Genomic DNA, 24,431 nt, shown 5'->3' with positions numbered 1-24,431 from the left:
TCTTTATACGCGACAGTGCGGTGTTATTTCAATAGAAGGAAAGCTTCCATGAAAACGACAAAATGTGAAAATCCTGTGTAATCCCGCACTCTCCCAAGCAAACTGTGGATGAGATGTCATCCTTAATTTAGCAATAAAATTAAAAATTAAGATGTTAAAAATATCACAGAAATAATGATATATATCACAGGTGCCTGCTGCCAAAAGAAAGAAACTCCTGTCCATTCAAGGAAGGAGTTCCATCTTCATTGCTATAACCTTTTAATAGGCCCACCAGTTGCCTGACATGACAATCATCGAGAACAGCTTGAGGCTGTCTTCATAATAGTCCTCTGCTGCGCTGTTCGCCGTATGGCTCCAGAGGGAGTTCAGCCAGCTCTGGTTCGCGGATGAGGTCATTGCGCCTACACCGAAGGGGCCGTAAAAGGCTCCGCTGTTGTAGCTGCCAAAGGTGGTTCCGTCCAGCTTGTAGCCATCCTTGATATTGCCCGGCGTGCCTCCTGTCTTGGCCTTAATCCAGGTGTTGAGCTGGTTCAGCTGGGATAAAGCGCGGTTATCACCGGTGAGCAGATAATCGGTGGTAATCCGCCATGGCACCCGGCAGGAATTATAGTTGTAATCCCCGTCACGCTGAGATTCCAGGAAATTCGCGGCAGCAGGCTTATAGGTATTGTTAGAATAGACTACGAAGTCAGGAAGCAGACCGGTTGCAGAGCTATAACCCGTATAGAGGCTGTTGATTAAGGTGTAGGTCTTGTTCGTTACATTCTGCCAGCGGGCATCCCCGGTAGCGGCCTGGAAGGCTTTGAAATGGTTCACCATGAAATCTGACGGGCGGGTGGCTGTGTTATAGGAGCCGCTGGTCGCCCAGTCTCCGAGACGGATCGTCCACTGGGACTGATTGATGTCATTATTCATGATGGCATTGATGATATTGGTCGCAGCCTGCAAGTAGTTAACGGTCCCGCTGCTTCCCCATTGCTTGTGGGCGAGCAGCAGGGAGTAGGCAATATCCATGTCGCCGTCTGTAGCCGAATTCTGGCCTTCGACATTCTGGAAGCTGCTGTTCTGCTTCCAGGACATCAGGTAAGGATTAATAGAGCTCGGGTGTGCGGTGTAATAATTATAGAGTCCATTATAATAGTTCTGCGCGTTAGCGTCATAGCCGGCCATCAGGACGGTGAACAGCATCCCGTAGCCCTGAGCTTCCGATACGGTCTCCCCGGCTGAATTATATTTCACATAATACTTGCCGGTGCCAGCCGGTTTGAGGTATGCGCCTTTCCATGCGTCCCATTTGGTCTTAACGGCGTTATCCATGACTGTCTGCGTGACATTGTTCGGCTTGATGGTTCCGCTCGTGTAGGTCGTGTGCTGCGGGAACGGCTTGTTGACTGCTGCGAAGGCGGACCCGGCAGGCAGGATGAACATGGCCACACATAAAAGCATCAGACTTGTCAAATGCAGCTTGCGCCTCGCTGGTTTGTTCATAACTCTATCACTCCTCATAAGTTTGGTAGATGCCGTATTGATTTGCTGGTTAAGTGAACAGACAACTGCGGAAAAGCTCACCTCCTCCTTCGAGTGTGGCGGCTACAGTAGATAGCGTAGCGGTTATCATGAGCTTGAGGACGAATTTTAAAGCGCTTATACTTTCGTTGCAAAATCAGGTATCTTTCTTCCAAATCTGTAAAACCTAACATATTTAATATATGATTTCATAGACTTGCTGTCAATGAGCAGATGGTCACTCACACGAAAAGCCCTCTCAGGCCTACCGCCGAGTTCACACGGCAGGCCTGAGAGGGCTGACTATATTCCGGTTCTAATGAAATTCATACCAGGTACTACTCTACATCCGTAATCATGTGCTCCGCAATCAGCTGCTGCTTGCGGTTCCATAGCTGTTCGCTGAGATTCACGCGGAAGACTTCCGGGTTCAGCTTACGCAGGTACTCCGGCCAGAAGAGGTCGAGCTGCTCCTCATGGTAACGGCGGATCTCCGCCAGCTCCGGCAGGGTATAGACCTGGAACCCGTTCACCACAATCGGCTCCAGCATCCGCACCGCGTCGTAACGTTCCACATGCTTCTTCATATAAGGATGCAGCGGATTGAACAGCTTCAGCCGGACACCGCTGCGGGGTGCAGGCTCATCGGCGAAGCTGATATAATCAGCCAGCGCCTTGCCGTTCTGGCCGATAATGCGGTAGACTTCCTTTTTGCCGGGCGTAGATACCTTCTCGGGATTCGAAGAGATCTTGATCGTAGGGATCATCTCGCCGCTTGGCGCTTCGATCTCGACCAGCTTGTAGACGCCGCCCAGCGAAGGCTGGTCCGCAGCGGTAATCAGCTGGGTTCCGACCCCCCATGTGTCAATTGCCGCCCCCTGTGACTTCAAGTTCATGATGGTGTTCTCATCCAGATCGTTGGAGGCCACAATCTTCACATACTGCAGCCCGGCTTCATCCAGCATCTCGCGTGCCTTGCGGGACAGATAAGCAAGGTCACCGCTGTCCAGCCGGATGCCGTTCATCCGTTTGCCCTGTGCTTCCAGCTTCTTCGCCGTGTTGATCGCATTCGGCACACCGCTGCGCAAGGTATCGAAGGTATCCACCAGCAGCGTCACGCCGTCCGGCATTACTCGCGCGTAAGCGTCGAACGCCTCCTGCTCGCTCGGGAAGCTCTGCACCCAGGAATGGGCATGGGTGCCCTTCGTAGGAATGCCGAACTTTTTGCCGGCCAGCATGTTAGAAGTCGCATGGAAGCCGCCGACATAAGCGGCTCGAGCGCCCCAGACTGCGGCATCCGCTTCCTGCGCGCGGCGCGTTCCGAACTCCAGCAGCGTATCATTCGGGGCCACCTGCTTGATCCGTGACGCCTTGGTAGCAATCAGCGTCTGATAGTTCATGAAGTTCAGGATCGCAGTCTCGACAAGCTGCGCCTCCATAATCGTGCCTTCGACCCGGATCAGCGGTTCATCCTGGAACACCAGGGCCCCTTCCTTCATGGAATGGAGACTGCCCTGGAAATGGAACTGCAGCAGCTCCTCCAGGAAGGCCGGCGCATAGTTCTCTTCCTGCTCCGACAGGTAGCGGATATCCTCTTCCGTGAACCGCAGCTCCGCGATATACTGGGCGATCCGCTCCAGCCCGGCGAACACGGCGAACCCGTTGCCGAACGGCAGCTTGCGGAAGTAGGCTTCGAACACCGCCCGGCGCTTGTGTGTACCATTCATCCAATGGGCATACATCATATTTATCTGGTATTTGTCTGTATGTAGAGCAAGTTCTCTCCTCAAGTCCTCATCTCCTAGTCGTTACACTGTTGTATTTGTGACAACCTTCGCGCCAAGACTGCCGCGGAAGTGTCCAAGCGCCCACACGTGGCCGTCCGGGTTGAAGCTGGCTACGGCATCCTCATGCACCGTAATCCCGAAGCCGTGGTTGTAGGCATCCACTGCCGTATGCAGCACACAGATATCCGTGCATACCCCGATCAGATGCACCTCGGTAATGCCCCGCTCACGCAGCTTCAGCGCAAGATCCGTGCCGCAGAAGGCGCTGTAACGCGTTTTATCCATCCAATAGATGGCTTCCCGGTTCGCCTCGTAGACAGCCTTCAGGCTGCCGTACAGCTCACGCCCCTCGCTTCCCCGCAGATTATGCGGCGGAAACAGCTTGGTCTCCGGGTGGTACGGGTCATCGGCTTCATGCAGATCTACAGCCATCACCACATAGTCCCCGCTGCGCACGAATTGCTCCGTCAGTTCACTGACTCGGGGTGCAATATCGATGCCGGGCTGGCCGACAGGCAGGTTCCCGTCAACGAAATCATTCGTGAAATCAATTACAATCAGTGCTCTCATGGTAGGATAGCCTCCTAAAAGGTTAATGGGCCTGCACTTCCCGGCAGCTTAAGTATAAATCGATAATAACGGCTCATGGTCTGTGAACATATAGAGCTGTGCCGGGCGCTGGGAGTATTGATTGGAGCTGAGCGGATTCCCCGCTTCATCGCTCACTTCTTTTAATATACCCTGACGGCTGCGTGTTGACGTAATTTTGCGGATAAAATTCGGTTCTTTGAATTCGGGCACCACCGTCTGGATCACCTGGTACAGCTCGCTCAGCGTGAAATGGCGCGGCAGAAACTGCCGGGCAATCGTCGTCTGCAGCATCTGCTGCTGAATCCGCAGGTAGGCATCGGTAATAATATCATGGTGGTCAAAAGCCAGCTCCAGCTCCTCCAGCGCTTCCTGCAGTGTGAACAGGCCCACCTCGCCTGCATCATCCGAGGCCTGCCGCTGCTCCAGCATCCACTCTTCCACCAGTGCAAAGAAGGCATGGCTGATAATCCAGCCGCGCGGATCCCGGCCCGGCTGGCTGTAGACGCCGAGATATTCCAAATGCCCGCCGTCCACGCCGGTCTCTTCCTTCAGCTCGCGCGTAGCGGCATCATAGATCGATTCATCCTCCTGGCAAAAGCCGCCCGGCAGGGCCCACATGCCAGCACACGGCCATTTTTTGCGCCGGACCAGCATCACCTTCAGCTCGCGCAGCGGCAGCGTCTTCGTGACGGTCTTCCGCTCGCGCTTGGTCAGTGTAAACATGACAATATCCGCCGGAACGCCATCCGGAGTGCGGTACTTCTTGGCGTTATAGGTTTGTTCCGCGTTCTCAGTCACTATAGATCATCCTTTGCCGCAGCTATTGTTTGTTGTTCGTATCTTTTAATGTACCAAACCTGTCCGCCCAAAATCAACCGGAGCCGGCCCGCTGACTATGTAAAAAGGGACGGATTCACATCCGCCCCCGGGGTGTTCTGCCTTAATCTCCGCATGTAGAGGGCGGCGCTTCAGTGCCTGCTTCCACATTGATTTTATCCGAAACGGTATCCCTGATCACTGAAATCACCATCTGCAGCAGATAATTGATATCGCTCTGGCTCTGCTGGAACTCGTTCACGACCGGGATACTGTCGATTTCATCCTGCAGCTCTTCAATCTCACGTTCAATCTTCGCGACCATCGCCTGGTTCTTGAAGCTCTCGAACGCCACGATCTCCTTCTGCTTCTTCTTAATCGTAGCAATGAGTCCCTGCACACGCTCGTGATTCAGAATCTTCTGCTCGGCCTGCTGGAAATGGCGGACCTCCTCACTGGTGGAGATGAGTGCAGCCAAGTCCTTCGCCTTACCCATAATATCTTCACGGACAATTAAATCCCGGGTATTGTGGGTCTGCATGCCATATTCATTCAGTCGTGCTTCTTCCTGGCTCATTCTTCTCGCCTCATTTCTCTATAATTAGAGGACCGCTGCGGCTTCCGCCTGATAGTCCCCCTGGATGTACCAAGTCTTCGCGCCGGTAATGCTCACCTGCACCAGCGTGCCAATCAGGGAGGACGGGCCTTCAAAATGCACCAGCTTACTGTCACGGGTACGTCCGGCCAGCATCCGGGCATTATTCTTGCTCGTACCTTCCACCAATACCTCCACCCGCTGGCCCAGCATCCGCTCATTCCCCAGACGGCTCTGCTCCTTGATCAGATCATTCAGACGCTGGAGACGCGCGCTCTTGACCTCTGGCGGAACATTATCGTCCATCCCGGCTGCCGGAGTCCCTTCACGCGGAGAATAAATGAAGGTATACGCCATATCATACCCTACTTCGCGCACCAGGGACAGTGTCTCCTCGAACTGCTCCTCCGTCTCACCGGGGAAGCCGACGATAATATCGGTAGTCAGCACCGCATCCGGCACGCCTGCCTTAATCTTACGGACCAGCTCCAGATAGGCTTCACGGGTATATTTGCGGCTCATCCGCTTCAGCACGGCTGTACTTCCTGACTGCACTGGCAGATGGATATGCTCCACCAGATTGCCGCCTTTGCCCAGCACATGAATTAATTGTTCGTCAAAATCACGCGGATGCGAGGTCATGAACCGGATACGCGGAATATCAATCCCCCGCATGTCGTCCATCAGGTCGCCGAAGGTATAATCAATGTCCGTAAAATCCTTGCCGTAGGCGTTCACGTTCTGCCCCAGCAGCGTTACTTCCTTGAAGCCCTGGCGGGCCAGCTCCCGCACCTCGGCAATGACATCCTCCGGACGTCTGCTCCGCTCCTTCCCCCGGGTGAACGGCACAATACAGTAGGTACAGAACTTGTCGCAGCCATACATAATATTCACCCAGGCGCGCAGACCCTCCCGCTTCTTCGGCAGATTCTCAATGATGTCGCCTTCCTTGGACCAGACCTCAATAACCAGCTCGCGGCTGAACACTGCTTCCTTAATCAGCTGCGGCAGGCGGTGGATGTTATGTGTGCCAAAGATCAGATCCACGAAGCCGTACCGGCTCATGATCCGGTTGACCACGCCCTCCTCCTGGGACATACAGCCGCAGATCCCCAGGAGCAGGCCGGGCTTCTCGAGCTTCAGTGTTTTGAGATGGCCCAGCTCTCCGAATACCTTATCCTCCGCATTCTCGCGGATCGCGCATGTATTAAGTAGTATAATATCAGCTTCGCTGCGGTCTTCAGCCGCCCGGTAACCGAGCTGCTCCAGCATTCCCTTCATCGTCTCCGTGTCATGCTCATTCATCTGGCAGCCGTAGGTGGTAATATGATAGCTCTTGCCTGCACCGAAATCCGCCATCTCCGGCGGGATGTCGAAATGATACAGCACTTCAATCTCTTCCTTGCCCCGCCGCTTGCCTTCCTTGTAATCGGGCTGGCTGTTGATCTGTACGTTTCTGCCTTTGATCCGGTAGGTGGTCTTGCCTTCAGTCTCGCTGATGATCTTGGCATCCGTGAAATCGAAATACTGCCCGTAATCCTTACTCCCCTTCGCCATGCTACTAACACATCCTCTGCTGATGTCCCCGTATTTTCAGAGCTTTTCTAGTGTAAAATTATATCATAAGAATCCCAATAGATACCATTCTATGTCCGGGGTCAAGTTGGATTTAAATGCTTTACTATAACGTATACGTTATCGTTTATAGTGTTGTTGAGGAGGGAACGTAACTATGATCCGCATTGGGGAGTTGGCGAAGACCGCAAATATCAGCAAAAGAACCCTGTATCATTATGAACAAATTGAATTGCTGCAACCCGCACATATCTCAGAGAACGGATATCGCTATTATGATAGTCAAGCCATCCTTCGGCTGCAAAAAATTCTTTTACTGAAATCGATTGGCTATACCTTAGAACAGATTAAAGGGCTGTTGGAGAATAAGCATTCTGCGCAAGAAGATGATCATTGGATCGCTTCATTAAACGAGCAGATAGAGCTGATAGAACAGAAGAAGGAAGAGCTAAGCCGCAAGCAGTATTATCTCCGGTCAACCATTCATGCCATCCGGCTCAAGGGAACGGAGAATTTGCAGGATCTGACGCACATCATTAGTGCCATGAATAACCGCCCTTTGAGCGGAGAAATCATACCTGCCGAATTCACGGAGGACTCCCCCTTTACGGCTAAGGAAACCGGGATTCTTCAGCATCTCCCTGTGCTTGGCAGCAACAGCCAGCGATTGGAGGAGCTTGTAGACATTATGGGACAGGCAGCAGGTATGATGTCCTCCTCCCCCTATTCTTCTGAAGCTCAGGCTCTGGCGGGCCGGTTGTACGACAAGGCACTGGAGCTATTCGAGGGTGATGCCAAGCTGCTGGATAAGTATTGGGAGCAGATTAGACCCGCTGACGGGGCAGAGCCTGTCGTGATGGGCATGGATAGCGCAATGATGTCTTTTATAGATGAGATGATCGGATATTATCTTGGGCATAGAGAGGAGAACCGGCATGAATAAAGCTAAACAAATAGAGATGATGATCAGGAAAATAGGAAGGACAGCGCTGCTGGCCAGTGTATTGCTTCTATTATCGGCCTGCGGAATAACACAAGAATCCAAGGATGGAATGATCGCTGAGCCCTCCCCAGTACAGGCTGAACCGGATGCAGGTGCCATACGCGTAGAGGTGCTGATTAAAAGTGACAGCGATTCGGCAGTTAATCTGGAGGTGGACATCGACGCCCGGAAGCACCCGGAGAGTGTATACCTGGATACGATTGAACTTCCATATCGAGAGGAATTTAACGTCCCCAAGGACACCTTCATCCCGTTGAATTCCACCAAGGTGCTGGCAGAAAAGGATGAAGCGGCCACTTGGATCAGCTGCACCATTCTGTATGACGGAGAGGTAGTCGCAACTCACAAATCCAGAGGGGATAAGGCGAAGGCCGTTTGCGAGAAGAATTTCCGCCTGGGGCCGGGATAACGAACGGATAAGATATCAGGCTTCCCGGACAAAAAAGAACACCCCATGCCCGAAGGCATCAGCGAACAGGCTGATGACGGGTGCACAGGGTGGTGGTGTTGACCTCTATCTATTAGTACAAAGTCTTGGTCGCCGCGGAGATGAACGGAATAATCTCATCCGTCTTGCCTGTCTGCACTTTGGCAGGCCATGCGGGATCGCTGATCAGCGCCCGGCCTACTGCTACCAGATCGAATTCGCCCTTCTCCAGGCGTTCCAGCAGACGGTCGATGTTATCGTCCTCATTCTTCTCCATAACCGCACTGGTGAATGCGAAGATATCTACCCTGGCATTGTTGAGCGGGGTCAGCAAACGGGCCAGATACTCCAGCGTCTCCTCCAGTTTAGCGTCGCAGGCCCTGCCCTTCCACTGCGAGAAGCGGAGTACGATCGGGAAATCCCCAGATTTAAAATAACTTCATTGCTTAGAGCTTCAGTGTGAAGCACGCAACTCAGGAGTATCTCCAGCGCAACAAAATCACCCTTCGGGTGGATGAGATTACCTGCGCGGCAGCAAATGTATGCTGTTTTTCGCATACATTCGGACCACAAGCCTACGCGACAGCAAATGTATGCTGTTTTCCGCATACATTCGGGCCACCAGCCTGCGCGCCAGCAAATGTATGCTGTTTTCCGCATACATTCAGGCCACCAGCCTGCGCGACAGCAAATGTATGCTGTTTTCCGCATACATTCGGGCCACCAGCCTGCGCGACAGCAAATGCATGCTGTTTTTCGCATACATTCAGGCCACAAGCCTGCGCCAGTAAATGTATGCTGTTTTTCGCATACATTCTGAGCTCTTCATATACTCATGCGGCCTCCGGATCATCCAAAGAGTACTTCTCCCCACGCGATGCCCCCTTATCCACAACAGAGGGATAATATAATCTCCTATACGACAAAAAAGCCCGGCCTAAAATGTAAGGTCCCGGACTTATTTATTACAACCAGCTTGCCACCGGACGTCCTAATCCCCAAGCCTATAGATCAAAATCGATGCGTTGGAGTTGACCTGCGTTCCTCCGGCTAAGGTCTGTAAATTGATTGCAGCGGCACTGGAATGGTTCCTTAAAGTGATTACATCGCCGGGGACTACAGAGATAATCACCATCCCGGGGTTAGGCTGTGTTCCCGCTCCTGAACCATAGACACTGCCACCAACAGGTGCACCGTTCAGATACAACGTGAACTGATTCGGTTCCACTGCGGTGACAATAAAGATTACCGCATAATCTCCTGCATTCTCAACATTAATCTGAGCTGTATTAGGGGTATGCGAGAAGCCGACAAGACTCTCATTGCTGTCAAAAGTAACATCTGCTTCCGTAGCCACGGTCTGGGCCCCCGTATTGAATATATAGGCATAAGATGACGCCAATACGCCCGTCGCTCCCGTGGCTCCTGTTGCGCCCGTCACTCCCGTTACTCCCGTCGCACCCGTGGCTCCCGTCACTCCCGTTGCTCCCGTCGCCCCCGTTACTCCCGTCACACCCGTTACTCCCGTCACACCCGTTGCACCCGTCACTCCCGTTGCTCCCGTTACTCCCGTTACTCCCGTCGCACCCGTAGCCCCCGTTACTCCCGTCGCACCCGTAGCCCCCGTTACTCCCGTCGCCCCCGTTGCACCCGTCACTCCCGTTGCACCCGTCACTCCCGTTGCACCCGTGGCTCCCGTCACACCCGTCACTCCCGTCGCACCCGTTGCACCCATCGCACCCGTGGCTCCCGTTACTCCCGTCGCACCCGTGGCTCCCGTTACTCCCGTCGCCCCCGTTACTCCCGTTACTCCGGTAGCTCCGGTGACTCCTGTTGCCTCTTCTCCCAGCAACTCCTGCGAGACCAGCCGGTGTGCTGTCACCAACTGCCCGCTGGTATTTTGGCCCCATAGGGACACCTGCGCTTCGGAGACCGCCGTTCCTGTCGTGTTGAACACGAATTCAAAAGCATCCAGGTCTGCATAGTAAATTTTGGTAACCACTTGGGAGGGGGCCACACTGATCTCCTCCTGCACATATAAGGTGCGTATGCCGTTCAGGGTATAACCCGAAATAAGCATATCGAAGAATCCGGTTATATTGCGGCCGTCTATTTTGAGTGTTACCCTTTGCGTCGGGCGGGTCCCCGTATCGCTTGCAATATTATTCTCAATCGGTCCTGTTGATAAAATTGCCATTTCCAGCTCCCCTCTCAACCTAAATCAAGCTATATTAATAGCAATATTCGAGAGAAAACAGAAGAGTGTTGGCAAATTGGCATTATTATAAGAAATAGTCATAATCAGTACATCTTCAAAGATTCACCCGCAAAAAACACCCCATGCGGGCAGCCATGAGCTGATAGACTTGAAGTCTAACCTAATGGCTTGGCACAGGGTGTTACAGATCAAGCTCTATTGATTAAAACAATGTCTTGGTAGACTCCGAGGTGAACGGAATAATCTCGTTAATCTTGCCCGCCTGCACTTTGGCAGGCCATGCGGGATCGCTGATCAGCGCCCGGCCTACTGCTACAAGATCGAATTCGCCCTTCTCCAGGCGTTCCAGCAGACGGTCGATGTTATCGTCCTGGTCCTTCTCCGTGACCGCACTGGTGAACGCACTATCCAATCCCACAGAACCTACTGTAATGGCAGGCTTGCCCGTGATCTTCTTCGTCCAGCCTGCCAGGTTAAGCTCCGAGCCAGCGAATTCCGGCTCCCAGAACCGCCGGGTCGAGCAGTGGAAGATATCCACCCCGGCATTGCTGAGCGGGGTCAGGAAGCGGGCCAGGTCTTCGGGAGACTCGGCCAGCTTAGCATCATAGGCCCCGGCCTTCCACTGCGAGAAGCGGAGTACAATCGGAAAATCCGGTCCTACCGCGCGGCGGCAGGCATCGACCACTTCCACCGCGAAGGTGGTGCGCGCCTCCAGGTCACCGCCGTATTCATCGGTGCGGCGGTTGGTCTTCTCCCAGAAGAACTGGTCGATCAGATAGCCATGGGCGCCGTGCAGCTCAATGCCGTCGAAGCCGATGGCTTTGGCTGCCTTCGCTGCCTTGGCGAAGGCACTGACGATGGCCTGAATCTCGCTCTTCGTCATCGGCTCCGTCACCTGCTCACCGGCCAGATTCAGCCCGGACGGGCCAATCGGCAGCGCCGAAGCGTTAGGCTCCTCACCGATCTTACGGGCCATGCCGACATGCCAGAGCTGGGGCATAATCTTGCCTCCGGCGGCATGCACCTCGCGCACGACCTGCGCCCATCCCTCCAGAGCGGCTTCGCCATGGAAGTTCGGGATATCCTGATGGCTGACTGCCGCCGGATGATCGATGGCTGTGCCTTCGGTAATGATCAGGCCCACCCCGCCTTCCGCGCGGCGGCGGTAATACGCCGCCACCTCAGGACCAGGTACGCCTCCGGGAGAATATACCCGGGTCATCGGGGCCATCACCACACGGTTACTGAGAGACAAGCCCCCGTATTCAAAAGGTTCAAACAATGTAGCAGCATTCATAATTCACTAGCCTCCATTTCATACGATGATTACTTGATGATTACTTTAAGTAAGCATAGTATGACGCTTCCCGGCGGCAAATGCAAATGACTGCCAGTCTAAGCGGTTTGATAAATCTTATAAGTCCAGCACTCCGGCTTTTGGAGTCACCCGGAAGGCTGCGGCCAGATCTGCCAGCTGCTGATCAGTGATCTTCTGCCGAATTTCTCTTCCGCCGATCAGGTTATAGACAATCGCGGCCTTTTCAATCGTTTCAACCAGTCCGAAGGTGGCATCCATCGTCGCCCCGGTCACAAAGATCCCATGCTGCGGCCAGATGACTACGCGGTACTCCTTCATTTTATCCGCGGTAGCCCGGCCGATCTCGCTGCTCCCCGGCACCATCCAGGGAATGACGCTGACGCCATCCGGGAAGACCACCAGACATTCCGTGCACATCTCCCACAGCGTCTTGGTGAATTTCAGCTCATCCAGATCATGGGTGAAGGTCATGGCAATTACATTCGTTGCATGGGTATGCAGCACAATCCGGTGCGCCGGATCTACCTTCAGCCGTTCGATATGGCTCATGAAGTGGGAAGCCAGCTCACTGGTCGGAACAGCGCCGCCCCTCAGTCCCCATAACACCTCTACACTCTCGCCGCTGCTGCTGACACGCAACACACCCAGATTGGCCTCCGGGTCCTTGATCACATTACGGAAATACTTGCCTGATCCGGTAACAATGAAGTATTTGCCCGCCAGCTCGGCTACAGGGAAGGTAAGGCTGATCGTGCGCAGCGGCTCGCGGATATTAATATACTTGGCTACCTCTTCTTCATCCAGGAGGTAACTGACATTGCCCCCATTCAGCTCATCCCAGCCCAAGGACCACATGTGATGGGTAATTTCAGACATTTCCTCGATAAAAGGCGCGGTGACGCCGGAGATATACCCTTTGGATTCAATTACGGAAGTACTCATATACTCTCTCCTTCTATATGCACCTTCAGTGCTCGGGTACTTGTTATTTATTATTTCAGCAGTCATTGTAATTTCAGCAGCCTGATCTTATCTTAAAGCCAATACATCCTGTTCATAGCGCTTCACTTCAGCCAGCCATTGCTCGCGGACCGGGGTCCCCTGTGAAGCGCAGTAGTAGTCCCAGACAGCACCGAACGGGTAGGACTTGAATTCTTCCATCAGGGCCAGCCGTGAGGTGTAATCTCCGGCCCGTTCAATGTCCCGAAGCTCCTCTACCGGCTCCAGCATAGCGCGCAGCAGCGCCTTGATCGTATTGCGCGTGCCGATTACCCAAGCTGCCAGATGATTGATACTGCCGTCGAAGAAGTCGAGCCCGATATGCGTACGCGGCAGCAGATCCCCGCGAACCAGCTCGCGGGCAATCTCCAGCAGCTCATCGTCCATCGTGACCACATGATCGCTATCCCAGCGGACCGGTCTGCTGACATGCAGCAGCAGCTGCTCGCTGAACATCAGGATGGAGCTGAGCTTGTTCGAGATCACTTCCGTCGGATGGAAATGCCCGGCATCCAGGCAGATTGCCTTGCCGCGTGTAAGGGCGTAGCCCATGTAGAACTCATGTGATCCGACCACGTAGCTCTCCGAGCCGATGCCGAACAGCTTACTCTCCACGGCATCGATAGTATACTGCGGATCCATCTCCTCGCTGAAGATTTCATCCAGCGATTCCTTCAGTCGCATGCGCGGTGCCAGCCGGTCTACCGGAGTATCCTTGTAGCCGTCAGGCACCCAGAAATTCGTCACACACGGCTGGCCCAGCTCGCGCCCGAAATGCTCGGCAATGCTGCGGGAAGCCTTGCAATGCTTAATCCAGAAGCTCCGGATCTCTTCGTCCGCATGGCTCAGGGTGAACCCGTCCGCCGCCTTCGGATGCGAGAAGCAGGTCGGATTGAAATCAAGGCCTAAGCCCTGCTCCTTGGCCCATTCCACCCAATTCGTGAAATGGCGCGGCGCGAGCTCATCCAGATCCACCTGCTCCTTCGTATCGGCATAGATCGCATGCAGATTGACCTTATGCTTGCCGGGAATCAGCGAGAGGGCCTTCTCCAGATCCTGACGCAGCTCATCCGGTGTACCGGCCCGGCCGGGGTAGCTGCCGGTCACGGCAATGCCGCCGCTCAGCTCTTTATCCTTGAACAGGAAGCCCCGTACATCATCGCCCTGCCAGCAGTGCAGCGATACTTTGATCTGCCCCAGCTTCTCCAGTACCTCATCCGTATGAATCCCATGGGCTGCATATAATTTCTTGGCTTCGTTGTAGCTGTTAATGATGCTCTGATCCATGCTGTCGCCTCCTAATACGTATTGTGAACATCCGCTCCCGGATGAAGCTGCTCCCAGCGGACCAGCAGCTCCGCCAGCTGAGGAACCGGCTGCGGAAGATAAGACTGAATCGCGAAGGACTGAGAGATGATCTGCCGGGCTTCATGAATATCTGCCATACGGCCCGCCTCAACCATCTGCACAGCCAGATTACCCAGGGCTGTAGATTCGGTCGGTCCGGCCAGCACTTCCCTGCCGGTAACATCCGCCGTCAGCTGGCACAGCAGCCCATTGTTAGCGCCGCCGCCGACAATCTGCAGCACTTCGGTACGCTTCCCGGTGAGATCTTCCAATTCAGCCAGATGACTGCGGTAGGATAATGCCAGACTGTCAAAGATACAGCGGGCCAGCTCGCCCGTAGTCTGCGGCACAGGCTGGCCGCTCTCCAGGCAGGCCCGCCGGATCTCCTGAATCATATCCCCGGGCTTAAGGAACAGCGGATGATTGCAGGGAATCAGGCTGCGGAAGCCAGAGCATTCCCCGGCCTGCTCTGCCAGTTCCGCGAAGCTAAATCTTCCGCCGTCCAGTCTGCGCACTTCCTGAATCAGCCAGAGGCCCATAATATTCTTCAGGAACCGGTAAGTCCCGTAAGCGCCCCACTCGTTGGTATAATTGGCGGCCATCGCTCTGCTGTTATTGAGCGGGTGATCCAGTTCTACTCCCAGCAGAGACCAGGTTCCGCTGCTAAGATAGGCTGACGCACGGTCCTTCTGAGCAGGCACACCGAGCACCGCAGATGCTGTGTCATGCGTAGCCACGCAGATCAGGCGGCACTCCGGCAGATCATACTCCGCGCGCAGCTCCTGCGTAATGAAGCCGAGCTCTTCCCCAGGCTCGGTTAACGGAGCGAACTGTTCACGCCGCAGACCCAGAAATTCCAGCAACTCAGGATCGTATTCACGGGTCGCAAGATTCAATAGCTGTGTCGTGGATGCATTGGTAACCTCGTTCATCTTACGTCCGCCGAGCCGGTAGTACAGATAATCCGGCACCAGCAGGATCTGATCGGCCGCCTTCAGCTCTTCCCGGTCATGCGCATATAGCTGATACAGCGTATTGAAGGTAAGCTGCTGAATACCCGTTTTGGCGTAGACCTTCTCTGGCGGAAGGAGCCGCCCGACTTCTTCCATCACCCCGTCGGTCCGGTGGTCACGGTAGGCATAGACCCCGCTTATCCGCTTGCCTTCGGCATCCAGCAGCACATAATCTACCGCCCAGGTATCAATGCCGAGGGTGCATTTGTGAATGCCTCTTAGCTTCGCCTCCTGCAGACCGTTAATAATTTCATTCAATAAATAATCCATGTCCCAGAAGCAGGAGCCTTCCTGTTCCGTGAAGCCATTGCTGAAACGGTGAATCTCCTCTAGACGGAGGCTCCCGTCCACGAGCTGTCCGAGCACCAGCCGTCCGCTGGAGGCGCCGATATCGACGGCGATATGATAGGTCATAGGGAATCTCCTATTCTATGGGAGGTGATTTACAGAATTTTGCGGAATAACGCGATTACTTCATCTTTGGCAGGAATAAAAGGATTACCGGGCGCGCAGGCATCCTTCATAGCGTTCTCAGCCAGCAGATCAAGATCTACTTCCGCTACACCCAGCTCGGACAGCTTGGCAGGTATGCCAACCTCCTTCGACAGGGCCTTGATCGCCTCAATGACGTAATCCGCACATTCCTTGTCGCTGCGCCCTTCAGTCTGCATACCTGCCGCTCTGGCAATCGCTCTGAACTTCTCCGGCACATACTTGGCATTCTCTTCCTCCACGTAAGGCAGCAGCATGGCATTACATACGCCGTGCGGCAGATCATACACCCCGCCCAGCTGATGGGCCATGGCATGCACATAGCCTAAGCCTGCGTTATTGAAGGCCAGGCCGCCGAGGAAGATCGCATAGACCATCTGCTCACGCGCTTCAATATCTCCTCCGTTCGTTACCGTCCGTGCCAGATTAGCGAAGATCAGCTCCACCGCAGCCAGTGCCGTAGCATCGGTTACCGGATATGCGCCTGGAGTGACCAGCGCTTCAATCGCATGCGTCAGTGCATCCATGCCCGTAGCTGCCGTCAGCGCAGCAGGCTTATCGACCATCAGCTCCGGATCATTCACCGAGATGGTGGCGATACTGTTCTTGTCTACCATGACCATCTTGATTTTGCGCTCTTCATCTGTAATCACGTAGTTGATCGTCACTTCACTTGAAGTCCCGGCCGTCGTGTTCACCGCGACAATCGGCAGAGATTTCTTCTTGGATTTGTGAACGCCTTCATAATCGGCAATATGCCCCCCGTTGGTGGCCACAATTCCGATGGCCTTGGCCGTATCCTGCGGCGAGCCGCCGCCGATGGAGATCAGATAGTCACATTCGTGCTGCTTAAGGAAGTCTACGCCGTCATGAACATTTTTGCAGGTAGGGTTCGGCTTCACTTCATCATATACCACATACTGAATCCCCGCCTCCTCCAGCACAGCCAGCAGCTTGCCAGCGATTCCGCTCTTCATCAGGAACTTGTCTGTGACCACAAGCGCCTTGTTCAAATTCAGCTCTTGAATGTACGGGGCGATGTCCTTCAGACAGCCCTTCCCCATAATGTTGATTGACGGTACATAATAGACATGGGTACTCATTGCTTAACCAGCCTCCCGGGCACATGAATAATGAATGAACACTGTAAGCGTACATCTACCTGTTGACCTTCTCATCGTATAGCCGTTAATCTGTGTTGTCAACATTATAAATACAAATAATGTTGTTTTTATTTGTTTAATGTACGTTTCGTGGAAAACAAACGATCATTATTGTGGGTTTCAGAGCAAATCGGGTTCATAATGTTGTACAACACAGAAATAACAGTCTATATTAAGACTATCAACTCTGGAAAGGTGATACGTATGCTCGCTGCCGAAAGACGCAAAAAAATAATCGACCTTGTCCATCAGGACAAGCGGGTGCTGGTGTCCGATCTGAGCCGGATGTTCGAGGTGACAGAGGAGACGATCCGCAGAGACCTGGAGAAGCTGGAGAAGGATGGCATTGTAAGCCGGACCTACGGCGGAGCCATGCTGAACAGGCATACCAATGAGGACCTGCCTTTTCTGACCCGGGGAGCGCTCAATACGGATATCAAACGCGCAATAGCGATCCAGGCGCTGGATCTGATTAATGACGGGGATACGCTGATGGTCGACCCCAGCTCGACTTCGTTTGAATTCCTGAAGCTGCTGGGTAATAAAAGTAATCTGACGATCATCACCAATTCGATCAACATTCTCCATGAGTTCGCAAGTTCGAGCCACAGCATTATTTCTACAGGCGGCTCACTCCGCCACCGTTCCCTGTCGCTTGTCGGCCCCGTAGCCCATGAGACCATTCAGCGCTACAATGTGGACACCGCTGTAATCAGCTGCAAGGCCCTTGATATGGACCGCGGGGTCACCGATTCCAATGAACCGGAATGCGAGCTGAAGAAATACATGCTGCGCCAAGCCCACAAGGTAGTCCTTCTGGCTGACCATACCAAGTTCGACCAGACAGCCTTCGCGAGGCTCGCAGAGCTAAGCCGGATCGATGTGCTGATTACCGACCGCAAGCCTTCGGAAGCGTGGCTGAAGCTGTTGTCCGGGAAGAATGTGGAAGTATTGTATTAATATCACAAGAGATCATTTTGAGAGGGGATAAGTTTAGATATGGGCACAAAGAGGAAAACCTTACCCGCCGATTTCCGCGAGCTGGTTAAAACAGGGGATATCGATCTACTTAAGGCTGTTTTTGAGCAATGTGAATGGAATGCAACCTTGGGCTACTCCAAAGAACCTGCACTCAGCATCCGGCAAATTCCGGATGAGCTGGCCCGCTGGCTGGTGGAGCAGGGTGCTGACATTAACGCCAGGGATAAATATCAGCGTACCCCGCTGCATTCACAGGCCGGAAACTGGTCGGGTAATATCCCGCTGTTCCTTGAGCTTGGTGCTGAGCTGGAAGCCCTGGATTATCAGGACGAGACCCCGCTGCACGCCGCTGTCAACTACTACCGGACTGGGGCGGTCCGTGATCTTATCGCTCACGGCGCCAACATCCATGCTGTGAGCAAGCGCGGGAATACCCCGCTGGCAAAAGCCTTGATCAATTGCCGGAATGCCGATATCACCGGCATGGCTGAGATCGCGCAGGCAATGCTTGCAGCCGGAGCAGAAGCTACACCGGAGATGAGGGAATCCGTGAAGAAGATCGGCAAGAGCTTTGAATTCGCCCGCTCCAATTTCAATAAAGAGCGCTTGAGTGAAACCGCAGCTGCACTCGAATCCCTGTACAAGCTGTTCGATGTAGAGCCTGTAGCAGCGCGGGTGATGCATGACGGCGTTTCCAAGATCGAGGTAAACAGCACAAGATGGCAGGATCAGCACCAGGAGCTATGGGAATTACTCGTCCCGGCGTCAGGGCATGCGTTCACCGTGCAGGGAGAGGTCATTCGCATCACCGGCCGGATCTCACATGAAATCATGAATAACGGCGGAGGCAACTGGGATGCCGATTTCCGTAAAATGCTGAATGCGCTGCTCCGGCACTTCGCCTCGGGCACACCTCTGGACCCTGCGCACCTCAAGGAAGCGGCGGAATTAGCCGGTTACCTGCGCCATGGCAACGGCAATGATGAGCCGGCCAGATTATGCGAATTGGCCGTGAATTGGGTACTTGCCAATCCACAGCCTGTTTCGTTGCCGCAGCCGGATTACAAACGCTAAATGCTGAGACATCCAGCACTTGTCCTGCTCCCTATGAAGAAGCGGCTCCCTTGGAGAGCATAATATTCAGAATCGCCTGGTCTGTGGCGGCAAGCCCTTCCTGAACCAGGGTCTCCATATTCTTGATCGTATCCTCCACCTTCTCGAAGATGACACCGTCACTCGGACTAGCGGAAATATTGTTCATGGCGAGAGTAGCAGACTGAATGGCCGCATTGGTGGCCGTTGAGATTTTGAGCGCACAGGTTGGCTTGGCACCATCGCAGATCATGCCGGAAGTAGAGGCAATCGTATTCTGGATGGAGTGCTTGATCTGCGCCAGCGTCCCGCCCATCAGATAGACAATGCCGCTGCCCGCCCCCACTCCACCGGCAATGCCTGAGCCGCAGAGCGGGGACAGACGGCCAATGTAATGCTTCACATGGATGGTAATCAGATTGCTGAGCGCCATCGCTCTTGCCAGGGTCTCCTCATCCTTGCCGAGGAGCTCGGCCAGGGCAATGACCGGCATGGTACAGGCAATCCCCTGATTGCCGCTGCCCGCCGTCGTCATTACCGGCATGGCACTGCCGTCCATCCGTGCATCGGATGCGGCTGCCGTTGCGGCAATGATCCGGTTCGCCACATCCGCGCCGAACAGATTGAGGGCGGATTGCTGGCTCATTTTCCGGCCCACCTGAAGGCCATACTCCCCGCGCAGCCCTTCCTCCGAGATCGCCTTATTCATAACCGCTCCCTCCAGCAGGAAGCGAAGATCCTCGAACGGTGTATTCTGAACGAAGGCATAGATATCTTCGAGTGAGACCGAGTATACCTCAGGGTCCAGACTAAGCGGGTCACCGCAGTCGGCCTTGTCCAGCTTCGGCTCAAGCCGCTGGCCATCCTTCGCCAGAAACTGCACATTCGTGTGCTCTTTTTCCAGGATCGCTGTGGCGGTATGGTTCTTGCTGTGTACTCTCGCTTCAATATATAGCTTCTCCGGCGTATCCTTCAGCTCAACCTCCAGCAGCTTACGCTCCAGCAGTCCCTCTGCACTTGCCAGCTCCTCCGGGGTCAGCCCGGACAGAATCTCCAGCTTCCGCTCCGAGCGGCGCACCACCGCACCCAAGGCAGCCGCTATCGGCAAGCCCGTCTGGCCTGTACCAGGAATCCCCACACCCATCGCATTCTTGATGATATTGCCGCTGAGGAATAGCTGAATCGCCGTAATCTCCTCTTCCACCAGTTCAGCGGCCAACGAGACGGCATAAGCTACCGCTATCGGTTCGGTGCAGCCTTCTGCCGGCATAATTTCTTTGTGTAATACTTCCAGTAGGTTAACCATCTATGCATCACCATTCCCTCTGTCTGTCGATCTATGTCTATATCTGTTTCTTTATATAGTACATCAGATAGACAGTCCGGGGAATCCCCGTTATTACCCATCACCCGCCCAGCTTCACCAGCCGCTTCAGCCCTTCCGTACAGGCCCAGCCTCCGGCACCTGCCAGAATCGCATTATGACAAATGTTCAAAGCCAGCTTATACGTCATACTGCCGATAATGATTTCGACCACAATGAACCGTAAGATATCTCTTTTCGTGATCAGATAAACTCTAAATTCCTGATTATGGGACACCGCTATCTCCCCCGTCCAATTCATGTTTCTGTACTTATATGCCGCCTGCGGGTTGTCTGATTCTCTGTGCCAGGCATAACAAAGAGCAGTACTTCTCCATTGGGCTACATTGGTGGAAAAGTACTGCTCCATTGGCTTGATTGCTCGGCTGGCGGGCAGTCGGCGGATTCAGGTGCACTAGTGCTCTTCATTTGCGAGGTTGGCGGGTATTCGGTGAATTCAGGTGCACTAGTGCTCTTCATTTGCGAGGTTGGCGGGTAGTCGGCGGATTCAGGTGCACTAGTGCTCTTCATTTGCTCGGTTGGCGGGTAGTCGGCGGATTCAGGTGCACTAGTGCTCTTCATTCGCTCGATTGGCGGCTATTTGGCGGATTCAGGTGCACTAGTGCTCTTCATTCGCTCGATTGACGGCTATTTGGCGGATTCAGGTGCACTAGTGCTCTTCATTTGCTCGGCTGGCGGGTAGTCGGCGGATTCAATGGGGCTGTCTCAAAAGTCATGAAATGGCTGCTTGTGACAGCTCTTTATTGCGGAGTGGGACCAACATGAGCACTTAGGTGGACGCTCTGCAAACGGACCGTTGTTCCAATCGCTGTTGTGTCCAGATTTTTTTCATTCCCCTTAGCGGTGAAAATCCGGACACAAAGGCGACCGCTTCCGCTTTTACACAATCGTTCCGTCCGCACCGCTGCTTAAGCGGGAAACCACTCATCCATGCTAAAAAAGAAACAAAAAAATCGCTCAGAGGGCGTTCGGCAGTTGCGTAAGGAGGTGTTGCCTTAAAAGACGACCCATTAGCTGTACGCTGAATGACAGAACCGGAAATTGCTTGGACACCTGAAGAACAATAGAGGCTTCCGGGGATTTCTGCAAGTGGCTGTCATCGCTCATAGAAAATTACTTTTGGGACAGCCCCTTCATTTCTCCATCTGGCCCGTTTCCGGCCAATTTAATGGGATTAATCCCCTTCATTTCCCCATCCGGCCCGCTTCCGGCCAATTTAATGGGATTAATCCCCTTCATTTCCCCATCTGGCCCACTTCCGGCCAATTTAATGGGATTAATCCCCTTCATTTCTCCATCCGGCCCGCTTCCAGCCGATTTAATGGGATTTATCCTCTTCATTTCCCCATCCGGCCCACTTCCGGCCAAATCCGAAACAGAAGAGGCTGCCCAAACAGCCATTACATGGCTATGGGACAGCCCCTTGATATCACCGCTTCAGCCTAATTGCTGCTGCTTATTTCGACTCCACCGCATGGCCGCCGAATTCGTTACGCAAGGCGGCGACGACTTTGCCGGTGAAGGTGTCGGTCTCCAGCGACCGGTAGCGCATGAGCAGAGCCATGGCGATAACCGGAGTCGCTGCCTGGAGGTCGAAGGCCGTCTCCAGTGTCCAGCGTCCCTCCCCGGAGGAATGCATGACTCCCTTGATGTCCTCCAGCTTGGCATCCTTGGAGAAGGCCCGCTCGATCAGCTCCATCAGCCAGGAGCGGACCACCGAGCCGTTGTTCCAGACGCGGGCCACCTGCTCGAAGTCGAAGTCATATCCGCTTTTCTCCAGCACCTCAAAGCCTTCGCCGATCGCAGCCATCATCCCGTATTCAATCCCGTTATGCACCATCTTGAGGAAATGTCCGCTTCCGGATTTGCCGGCGTACAGATATCCGTTCTCTACCGCAGTATCACGGAACAGTGGTTCAACCACTGCCCACGCTTCCTCATCGCCTCCAACCATATAGCAGGCCCCATTGCGCGCGCCTTCCATTCCGCCGGAGGTTCCTGCATCCAGGAAGTGAATTCCGTGGGCACCCAGCTCCTCATGACGGCGGATCGACTCTTTATAATGTGAGTTCCCGGCTTCAATGATAATATCTCCCTTGGATAATAGCGGCGTCAGTTCAGCAATCACTGAATCTACAAAAGTATGGGGAACCATGATCCAGAGAACGCGCGGGGAATCAAGCCGGCCCGTAAGCTCCGTGAGGCTTGCTGCCCCGGACGCACCGCGTTCGGCCAGTTCCTGCACCGCAGCAGGATTCACATCATACGCTACCACTTCATGGGCATGCTCCAGCAGGTTCTGGCCCAGATTGAAGCCCATTTTGCCAAGTCCGATTAAACCGACTTTCATTACGAATCCCTCCGAATTGTGTAGTCATATATAAGCTAACTCTGTCCGCTTGCTGTTACCGCCGCCGCTTACGCTCCCGGCCGGATGACTTCCGGCTCTATCCCGGCTGTCCGGTGAACGCGTGCAGGCTCTGCATTCTCCGGCTCATCCAGCCACCAGTGGAACTCGCCAAGGAGCTGATCTGCCGCCGCCGGGCCGTTAGATCCGGCAGGATACTGGTGCAGCGGCAGGCTGCCTTCTGCTGTTGCTTCGATTATAGGCTGAACCCACTGCCAGGACAACTCTACTTCCTCCCAGTGGGCGAAGAACGTAGCATCGCCGAGCATAGCATCATAGATCAGATTCTCATAAGCCTCCGGCACATCGGGATTGCCCGGCTCATGCTTAATGCTGACCGGCTCAAGCTCCCCGTGCTGAAGCGGATTCTTGGTGTTAAGAGTCAGGGAGATGCCCTCATGCGGGCCAATATCAATCACCAGCAGATTAGGGTCAAGCGGCAGCTTGTTACGGTTCTTGTTATGCACATCATTAAACGGCTCTTTGAATTCTATAACAATCCGCGTGGATTTCTCCTTCATGCGCTTACCTGTACGAATGTAGAACGGCACATCATTCCACAGCGGATCTTCAATCCATAGGCGTGCTGCAATATACGTCTCATTCTGTGAAGTGGCTGCGATCCCCGGTTCAGCGGTATACGCAGGCACTTGCTGTCCGCGCATCTCCCCCGCTGCATACTGGCCGCGCACTACATGCTGAGCCACCTCTTCGGGCAGCAGCGGCCGGACGGAACGGATGACATGCCGTTTTTTGCTGCGGACGTCTTCTGGTGTACTGCCCTTCGGAAGCTGCATCGCCATCATCATGAGCAATTGGAGCATATGGTTCTGGAACATGTCGCGCAGCGCACCAGCCTTATCATAGTATCCCGCCCGCTCTTCCACCCCAACCGTTTCACTGGCAGTAATCTGGACATTTGCGATATACCGGTTCTGCCACAAAGCCCGCAGCACAGGGTTAGAGTATTTCAGCACCTCCAGGTTCTGCACCATCGGCTTGCCGAGGAAGTGATCAATACGGAAGATTTCCTCCTCTGCAAAAGCTGCGCTCAAGCTCTCATTAAGCACACGCGCCGACTGCAGATCCCGTCCGAACGGCTTCTCGATGATCAGACGTTTCCAGCCCTTGGTATCCCCGAGTCCGCTGGCATTGATATTACCGGCAATCTCCCCGAAGAATTCGGGACCGACCGACAGATAGAACATCCGGTTCTGCGGAAGCCCCAGCTCTTCCTCCCGGCGCTGTACATGCCCAAGCAGCTTCACATAATCCTCAGGACGTCCGACATCCAGCACACTATATTCAAAGGCCTGCAGGAAATTCTGCAGCCCCGTTGTATCCTCTACCGGACGGCGCGAGAAGGTGCGCAGGGAATCCAGCACCTGACGCTGGAACGTCTCGTTAGTGAGCTCCCTTCTGCCCAGCCCAATGACTGAGAGAGGACCCGAAAGCTTGCCATCAGTGAACAGGTTGTATAGAGCGGGGAAGATTTTCCGCTTCGCCAAGTCCCCGGTTGCGCCAAAAAGTACAAATGTAGATGATTCCACTTTCATTCCTCCCGTTGTTATCATTTTAATATATAGTTACTTATTATTACTCAGAAACTTTATAACACACATCATACGACGATAAAATCAATTCGTCAATCTCAATTCGACATTTACGAAAATTAACCGGTGCATGACAAAAAGCAGGCCTTCTCGTTGAAGAC

The 24,431-nt window shown here is 53.9% G+C and carries 24 protein-coding genes; 4 read left to right on the top strand and 20 right to left on the bottom strand.

What is annotated here, in order from left to right:
* Window positions 1-261: 261 nt before the first annotated feature.
* From MKY96_RS10390 to miaB, 6 genes are all read right to left on the bottom strand, one after another.
* On the bottom strand, window positions 262-1,491 hold the full coding sequence (locus MKY96_RS10390) for a glycosyl hydrolase family 8 (RefSeq protein WP_340940219.1): 1,230 nt from the start codon (window positions 1,489-1,491) through the stop codon (window positions 262-264).
* Window positions 1,492-1,847: 356 nt separating this feature from the next.
* Entirely contained in the window at window positions 1,848-3,299 is a 1,452-nt protein-coding gene (locus tag MKY96_RS10385; RefSeq protein ID WP_340940218.1) for a nicotinate phosphoribosyltransferase, read from the bottom strand.
* 18 nt (window positions 3,300-3,317) lie between these two features.
* Window positions 3,318-3,866 (bottom strand): cysteine hydrolase family protein, encoded by a 549-nt coding sequence (locus tag MKY96_RS10380; RefSeq protein ID WP_340940217.1) that lies wholly within the window; start codon window positions 3,864-3,866, stop codon window positions 3,318-3,320.
* Window positions 3,867-3,914: 48 nt separating this feature from the next.
* Entirely contained in the window at window positions 3,915-4,685 is a 771-nt protein-coding gene (locus MKY96_RS10375; protein ID WP_036699096.1) for an NUDIX domain-containing protein, read from the bottom strand.
* A gap of 142 nt (window positions 4,686-4,827) precedes the next feature.
* Window positions 4,828-5,280 carry a RicAFT regulatory complex protein RicA family protein gene (locus tag MKY96_RS10370; protein WP_076086829.1) on the bottom strand — a complete coding sequence of 151 codons (453 nt, stop codon included), beginning with the start codon at window positions 5,278-5,280 and terminating at the stop codon, window positions 4,828-4,830.
* Between the two features lie 24 nt (window positions 5,281-5,304).
* Window positions 5,305-6,855, bottom strand: a complete 1,551-nt coding sequence (miaB, locus tag MKY96_RS10365; RefSeq protein ID WP_340940216.1) for a tRNA (N6-isopentenyl adenosine(37)-C2)-methylthiotransferase MiaB — start codon at window positions 6,853-6,855, stop codon at window positions 5,305-5,307.
* Between the two features lie 175 nt (window positions 6,856-7,030).
* On the opposite strand from miaB, the gene MKY96_RS10360 reads away from it, so the two are divergent.
* Both MKY96_RS10360 and MKY96_RS10355 read left to right on the top strand, forming a co-directional pair.
* Entirely contained in the window at window positions 7,031-7,816 is a 786-nt protein-coding gene (locus MKY96_RS10360; RefSeq protein ID WP_340940215.1) for a MerR family transcriptional regulator, read from the top strand.
* The gene (locus tag MKY96_RS10355) at window positions 7,809-8,285 is read left to right on the top strand and encodes a hypothetical protein (protein ID WP_340940214.1); all 477 of its coding nucleotides are present in this window, start codon (window positions 7,809-7,811) and stop codon (window positions 8,283-8,285) included. The genes MKY96_RS10360 and MKY96_RS10355 overlap by 8 nt, the downstream gene beginning before the upstream one ends.
* Window positions 8,286-8,397: 112 nt before the next feature.
* Here the strand turns inward: MKY96_RS10355 and MKY96_RS10350 are convergent, their stop codons facing one another.
* The 8 genes from MKY96_RS10350 to MKY96_RS10315 all read right to left on the bottom strand — a co-directional run bounded on the left by MKY96_RS10350 (window position 8,398) and on the right by MKY96_RS10315 (window position 16,793).
* A complete protein-coding gene (locus MKY96_RS10350) occupies window positions 8,398-8,637 on the bottom strand; it encodes a hypothetical protein (RefSeq protein WP_340940213.1) in 240 nt (79 codons plus the stop codon).
* Between the two features lie 241 nt (window positions 8,638-8,878).
* Window positions 8,879-9,118 (bottom strand): hypothetical protein, encoded by a 240-nt coding sequence (locus MKY96_RS10345; RefSeq protein WP_340940210.1) that lies wholly within the window; start codon window positions 9,116-9,118, stop codon window positions 8,879-8,881.
* A gap of 176 nt (window positions 9,119-9,294) precedes the next feature.
* Window positions 9,295-10,500 carry a BclA C-terminal domain-containing protein gene (locus MKY96_RS10340; RefSeq protein ID WP_340940208.1) on the bottom strand — a complete coding sequence of 402 codons (1,206 nt, stop codon included), beginning with the start codon at window positions 10,498-10,500 and terminating at the stop codon, window positions 9,295-9,297.
* A gap of 223 nt (window positions 10,501-10,723) precedes the next feature.
* Entirely contained in the window at window positions 10,724-11,818 is a 1,095-nt protein-coding gene (locus MKY96_RS10335) for an NADH:flavin oxidoreductase (RefSeq protein WP_340940206.1), read from the bottom strand.
* Window positions 11,819-11,935: 117 nt separating this feature from the next.
* Window positions 11,936-12,781, bottom strand: a complete 846-nt coding sequence (gene rhaD / locus MKY96_RS10330) for a rhamnulose-1-phosphate aldolase (RefSeq protein WP_340940204.1) — start codon at window positions 12,779-12,781, stop codon at window positions 11,936-11,938.
* An 87-nt stretch (window positions 12,782-12,868) separates the two neighbouring features.
* Window positions 12,869-14,125: an L-rhamnose isomerase gene (gene rhaA, locus MKY96_RS10325; RefSeq protein ID WP_340940202.1), complete on the bottom strand. Its 1,257-nt coding sequence runs from the start codon at window positions 14,123-14,125 to the stop codon at window positions 12,869-12,871.
* 11 nt (window positions 14,126-14,136) lie between these two features.
* Window positions 14,137-15,612, bottom strand: a complete 1,476-nt coding sequence (rhaB, locus tag MKY96_RS10320) for a rhamnulokinase (RefSeq protein ID WP_340940201.1) — start codon at window positions 15,610-15,612, stop codon at window positions 14,137-14,139.
* A 29-nt stretch (window positions 15,613-15,641) separates the two neighbouring features.
* Window positions 15,642-16,793 carry an iron-containing alcohol dehydrogenase gene (locus MKY96_RS10315; RefSeq protein WP_340940200.1) on the bottom strand — a complete coding sequence of 384 codons (1,152 nt, stop codon included), beginning with the start codon at window positions 16,791-16,793 and terminating at the stop codon, window positions 15,642-15,644.
* 264 nt (window positions 16,794-17,057) lie between these two features.
* On the opposite strand from MKY96_RS10315, the gene MKY96_RS10310 reads away from it, so the two are divergent.
* Window positions 17,058-17,813 carry a DeoR/GlpR family DNA-binding transcription regulator gene (locus MKY96_RS10310; protein ID WP_340940199.1) on the top strand — a complete coding sequence of 252 codons (756 nt, stop codon included), beginning with the start codon at window positions 17,058-17,060 and terminating at the stop codon, window positions 17,811-17,813.
* A 39-nt stretch (window positions 17,814-17,852) separates the two neighbouring features.
* Window positions 17,853-18,908: an ankyrin repeat domain-containing protein gene (locus MKY96_RS10305; protein ID WP_340940197.1), complete on the top strand. Its 1,056-nt coding sequence runs from the start codon at window positions 17,853-17,855 to the stop codon at window positions 18,906-18,908.
* A 31-nt stretch (window positions 18,909-18,939) separates the two neighbouring features.
* On the opposite strand, the gene MKY96_RS10300 is transcribed toward MKY96_RS10305, so the two are convergent.
* The 6 genes from MKY96_RS10300 to zwf all read right to left on the bottom strand — a co-directional run bounded on the left by MKY96_RS10300 (window position 18,940) and on the right by zwf (window position 24,267).
* Window positions 18,940-20,232, bottom strand: a complete 1,293-nt coding sequence (locus tag MKY96_RS10300; RefSeq protein ID WP_340940196.1) for an L-cysteine desulfidase family protein — start codon at window positions 20,230-20,232, stop codon at window positions 18,940-18,942.
* 100 nt (window positions 20,233-20,332) lie between these two features.
* Entirely contained in the window at window positions 20,333-20,551 is a 219-nt protein-coding gene (locus MKY96_RS10295) for a hypothetical protein (RefSeq protein ID WP_340940194.1), read from the bottom strand.
* 80 nt (window positions 20,552-20,631) lie between these two features.
* Window positions 20,632-20,871, bottom strand: a complete 240-nt coding sequence (locus tag MKY96_RS10290; RefSeq protein ID WP_340940191.1) for a hypothetical protein — start codon at window positions 20,869-20,871, stop codon at window positions 20,632-20,634.
* 552 nt (window positions 20,872-21,423) lie between these two features.
* Window positions 21,424-21,600, bottom strand: a complete 177-nt coding sequence (locus MKY96_RS10285; protein ID WP_340940189.1) for a hypothetical protein — start codon at window positions 21,598-21,600, stop codon at window positions 21,424-21,426.
* A 166-nt stretch (window positions 21,601-21,766) separates the two neighbouring features.
* Window positions 21,767-22,660, bottom strand: a complete 894-nt coding sequence (gene gnd, locus MKY96_RS10280) for a phosphogluconate dehydrogenase (NAD(+)-dependent, decarboxylating) (RefSeq protein WP_340940187.1) — start codon at window positions 22,658-22,660, stop codon at window positions 21,767-21,769.
* Between the two features lie 68 nt (window positions 22,661-22,728).
* A complete protein-coding gene (zwf, locus tag MKY96_RS10275) occupies window positions 22,729-24,267 on the bottom strand; it encodes a glucose-6-phosphate dehydrogenase (protein WP_340940186.1) in 1,539 nt (512 codons plus the stop codon).
* Window positions 24,268-24,431: the final 164 nt, after the last annotated feature.

It is taken from the genome of Paenibacillus sp. FSL R7-0302 (genome assembly GCF_038006885.1).
GTDB lineage: Bacteria > Bacillota > Bacilli > Paenibacillales > Paenibacillaceae > Paenibacillus_AQ.
This window is presented reverse-complemented; position numbering and strand designations above follow the sequence as displayed.

What these genes read in the sequence shown, in the direction of transcription:
- MKY96_RS10290 (WP_340940191.1), bottom strand. Translation starts at nt 20,871, where the DNA reads ATGAAGAGCACTAGTGCACCTGAATCCGCCGACTACCCGCCAACCGAG.
- MKY96_RS10355 (WP_340940214.1), top strand. Translation starts at nt 7,809, where the DNA reads ATGAATAAAGCTAAACAAATAGAGATGATGATCAGGAAAATAGGAAGG.
- MKY96_RS10285 (WP_340940189.1), bottom strand. Translation starts at nt 21,600, where the DNA reads ATGAAGGGGATTAATCCCATTAAATTGGCCGGAAGTGGGCCAGATGGG.
- MKY96_RS10380 (WP_340940217.1), bottom strand. Translation starts at nt 3,866, where the DNA reads ATGAGAGCACTGATTGTAATTGATTTCACGAATGATTTCGTTGACGGG.
- rhaA (WP_340940202.1), bottom strand. Translation starts at nt 14,125, where the DNA reads ATGGATCAGAGCATCATTAACAGCTACAACGAAGCCAAGAAATTATAT.
- MKY96_RS10300 (WP_340940196.1), bottom strand. Translation starts at nt 20,232, where the DNA reads ATGGTTAACCTACTGGAAGTATTACACAAAGAAATTATGCCGGCAGAA.
- MKY96_RS10335 (WP_340940206.1), bottom strand. Translation starts at nt 11,818, where the DNA reads ATGAATGCTGCTACATTGTTTGAACCTTTTGAATACGGGGGCTTGTCT.
- MKY96_RS10305 (WP_340940197.1), top strand. Translation starts at nt 17,853, where the DNA reads ATGGGCACAAAGAGGAAAACCTTACCCGCCGATTTCCGCGAGCTGGTT.
- miaB (WP_340940216.1), bottom strand. Translation starts at nt 6,855, where the DNA reads ATGGCGAAGGGGAGTAAGGATTACGGGCAGTATTTCGATTTCACGGAT.
- MKY96_RS10390 (WP_340940219.1), bottom strand. Translation starts at nt 1,491, where the DNA reads ATGAACAAACCAGCGAGGCGCAAGCTGCATTTGACAAGTCTGATGCTT.
- MKY96_RS10315 (WP_340940200.1), bottom strand. Translation starts at nt 16,793, where the DNA reads ATGAGTACCCATGTCTATTATGTACCGTCAATCAACATTATGGGGAAG.
- rhaD (WP_340940204.1), bottom strand. Translation starts at nt 12,781, where the DNA reads ATGAGTACTTCCGTAATTGAATCCAAAGGGTATATCTCCGGCGTCACC.
- MKY96_RS10340 (WP_340940208.1), bottom strand. Translation starts at nt 10,500, where the DNA reads ATGGCAATTTTATCAACAGGACCGATTGAGAATAATATTGCAAGCGAT.
- MKY96_RS10345 (WP_340940210.1), bottom strand. Translation starts at nt 9,118, where the DNA reads ATGTATGCGAAAAACAGCATACATTTACTGGCGCAGGCTTGTGGCCTG.
- rhaB (WP_340940201.1), bottom strand. Translation starts at nt 15,612, where the DNA reads ATGACCTATCATATCGCCGTCGATATCGGCGCCTCCAGCGGACGGCTG.
- gnd (WP_340940187.1), bottom strand. Translation starts at nt 22,660, where the DNA reads ATGAAAGTCGGTTTAATCGGACTTGGCAAAATGGGCTTCAATCTGGGC.
- MKY96_RS10360 (WP_340940215.1), top strand. Translation starts at nt 7,031, where the DNA reads ATGATCCGCATTGGGGAGTTGGCGAAGACCGCAAATATCAGCAAAAGA.
- MKY96_RS10370 (WP_076086829.1), bottom strand. Translation starts at nt 5,280, where the DNA reads ATGAGCCAGGAAGAAGCACGACTGAATGAATATGGCATGCAGACCCAC.
- MKY96_RS10310 (WP_340940199.1), top strand. Translation starts at nt 17,058, where the DNA reads ATGCTCGCTGCCGAAAGACGCAAAAAAATAATCGACCTTGTCCATCAG.
- MKY96_RS10295 (WP_340940194.1), bottom strand. Translation starts at nt 20,551, where the DNA reads ATGAATTGGACGGGGGAGATAGCGGTGTCCCATAATCAGGAATTTAGA.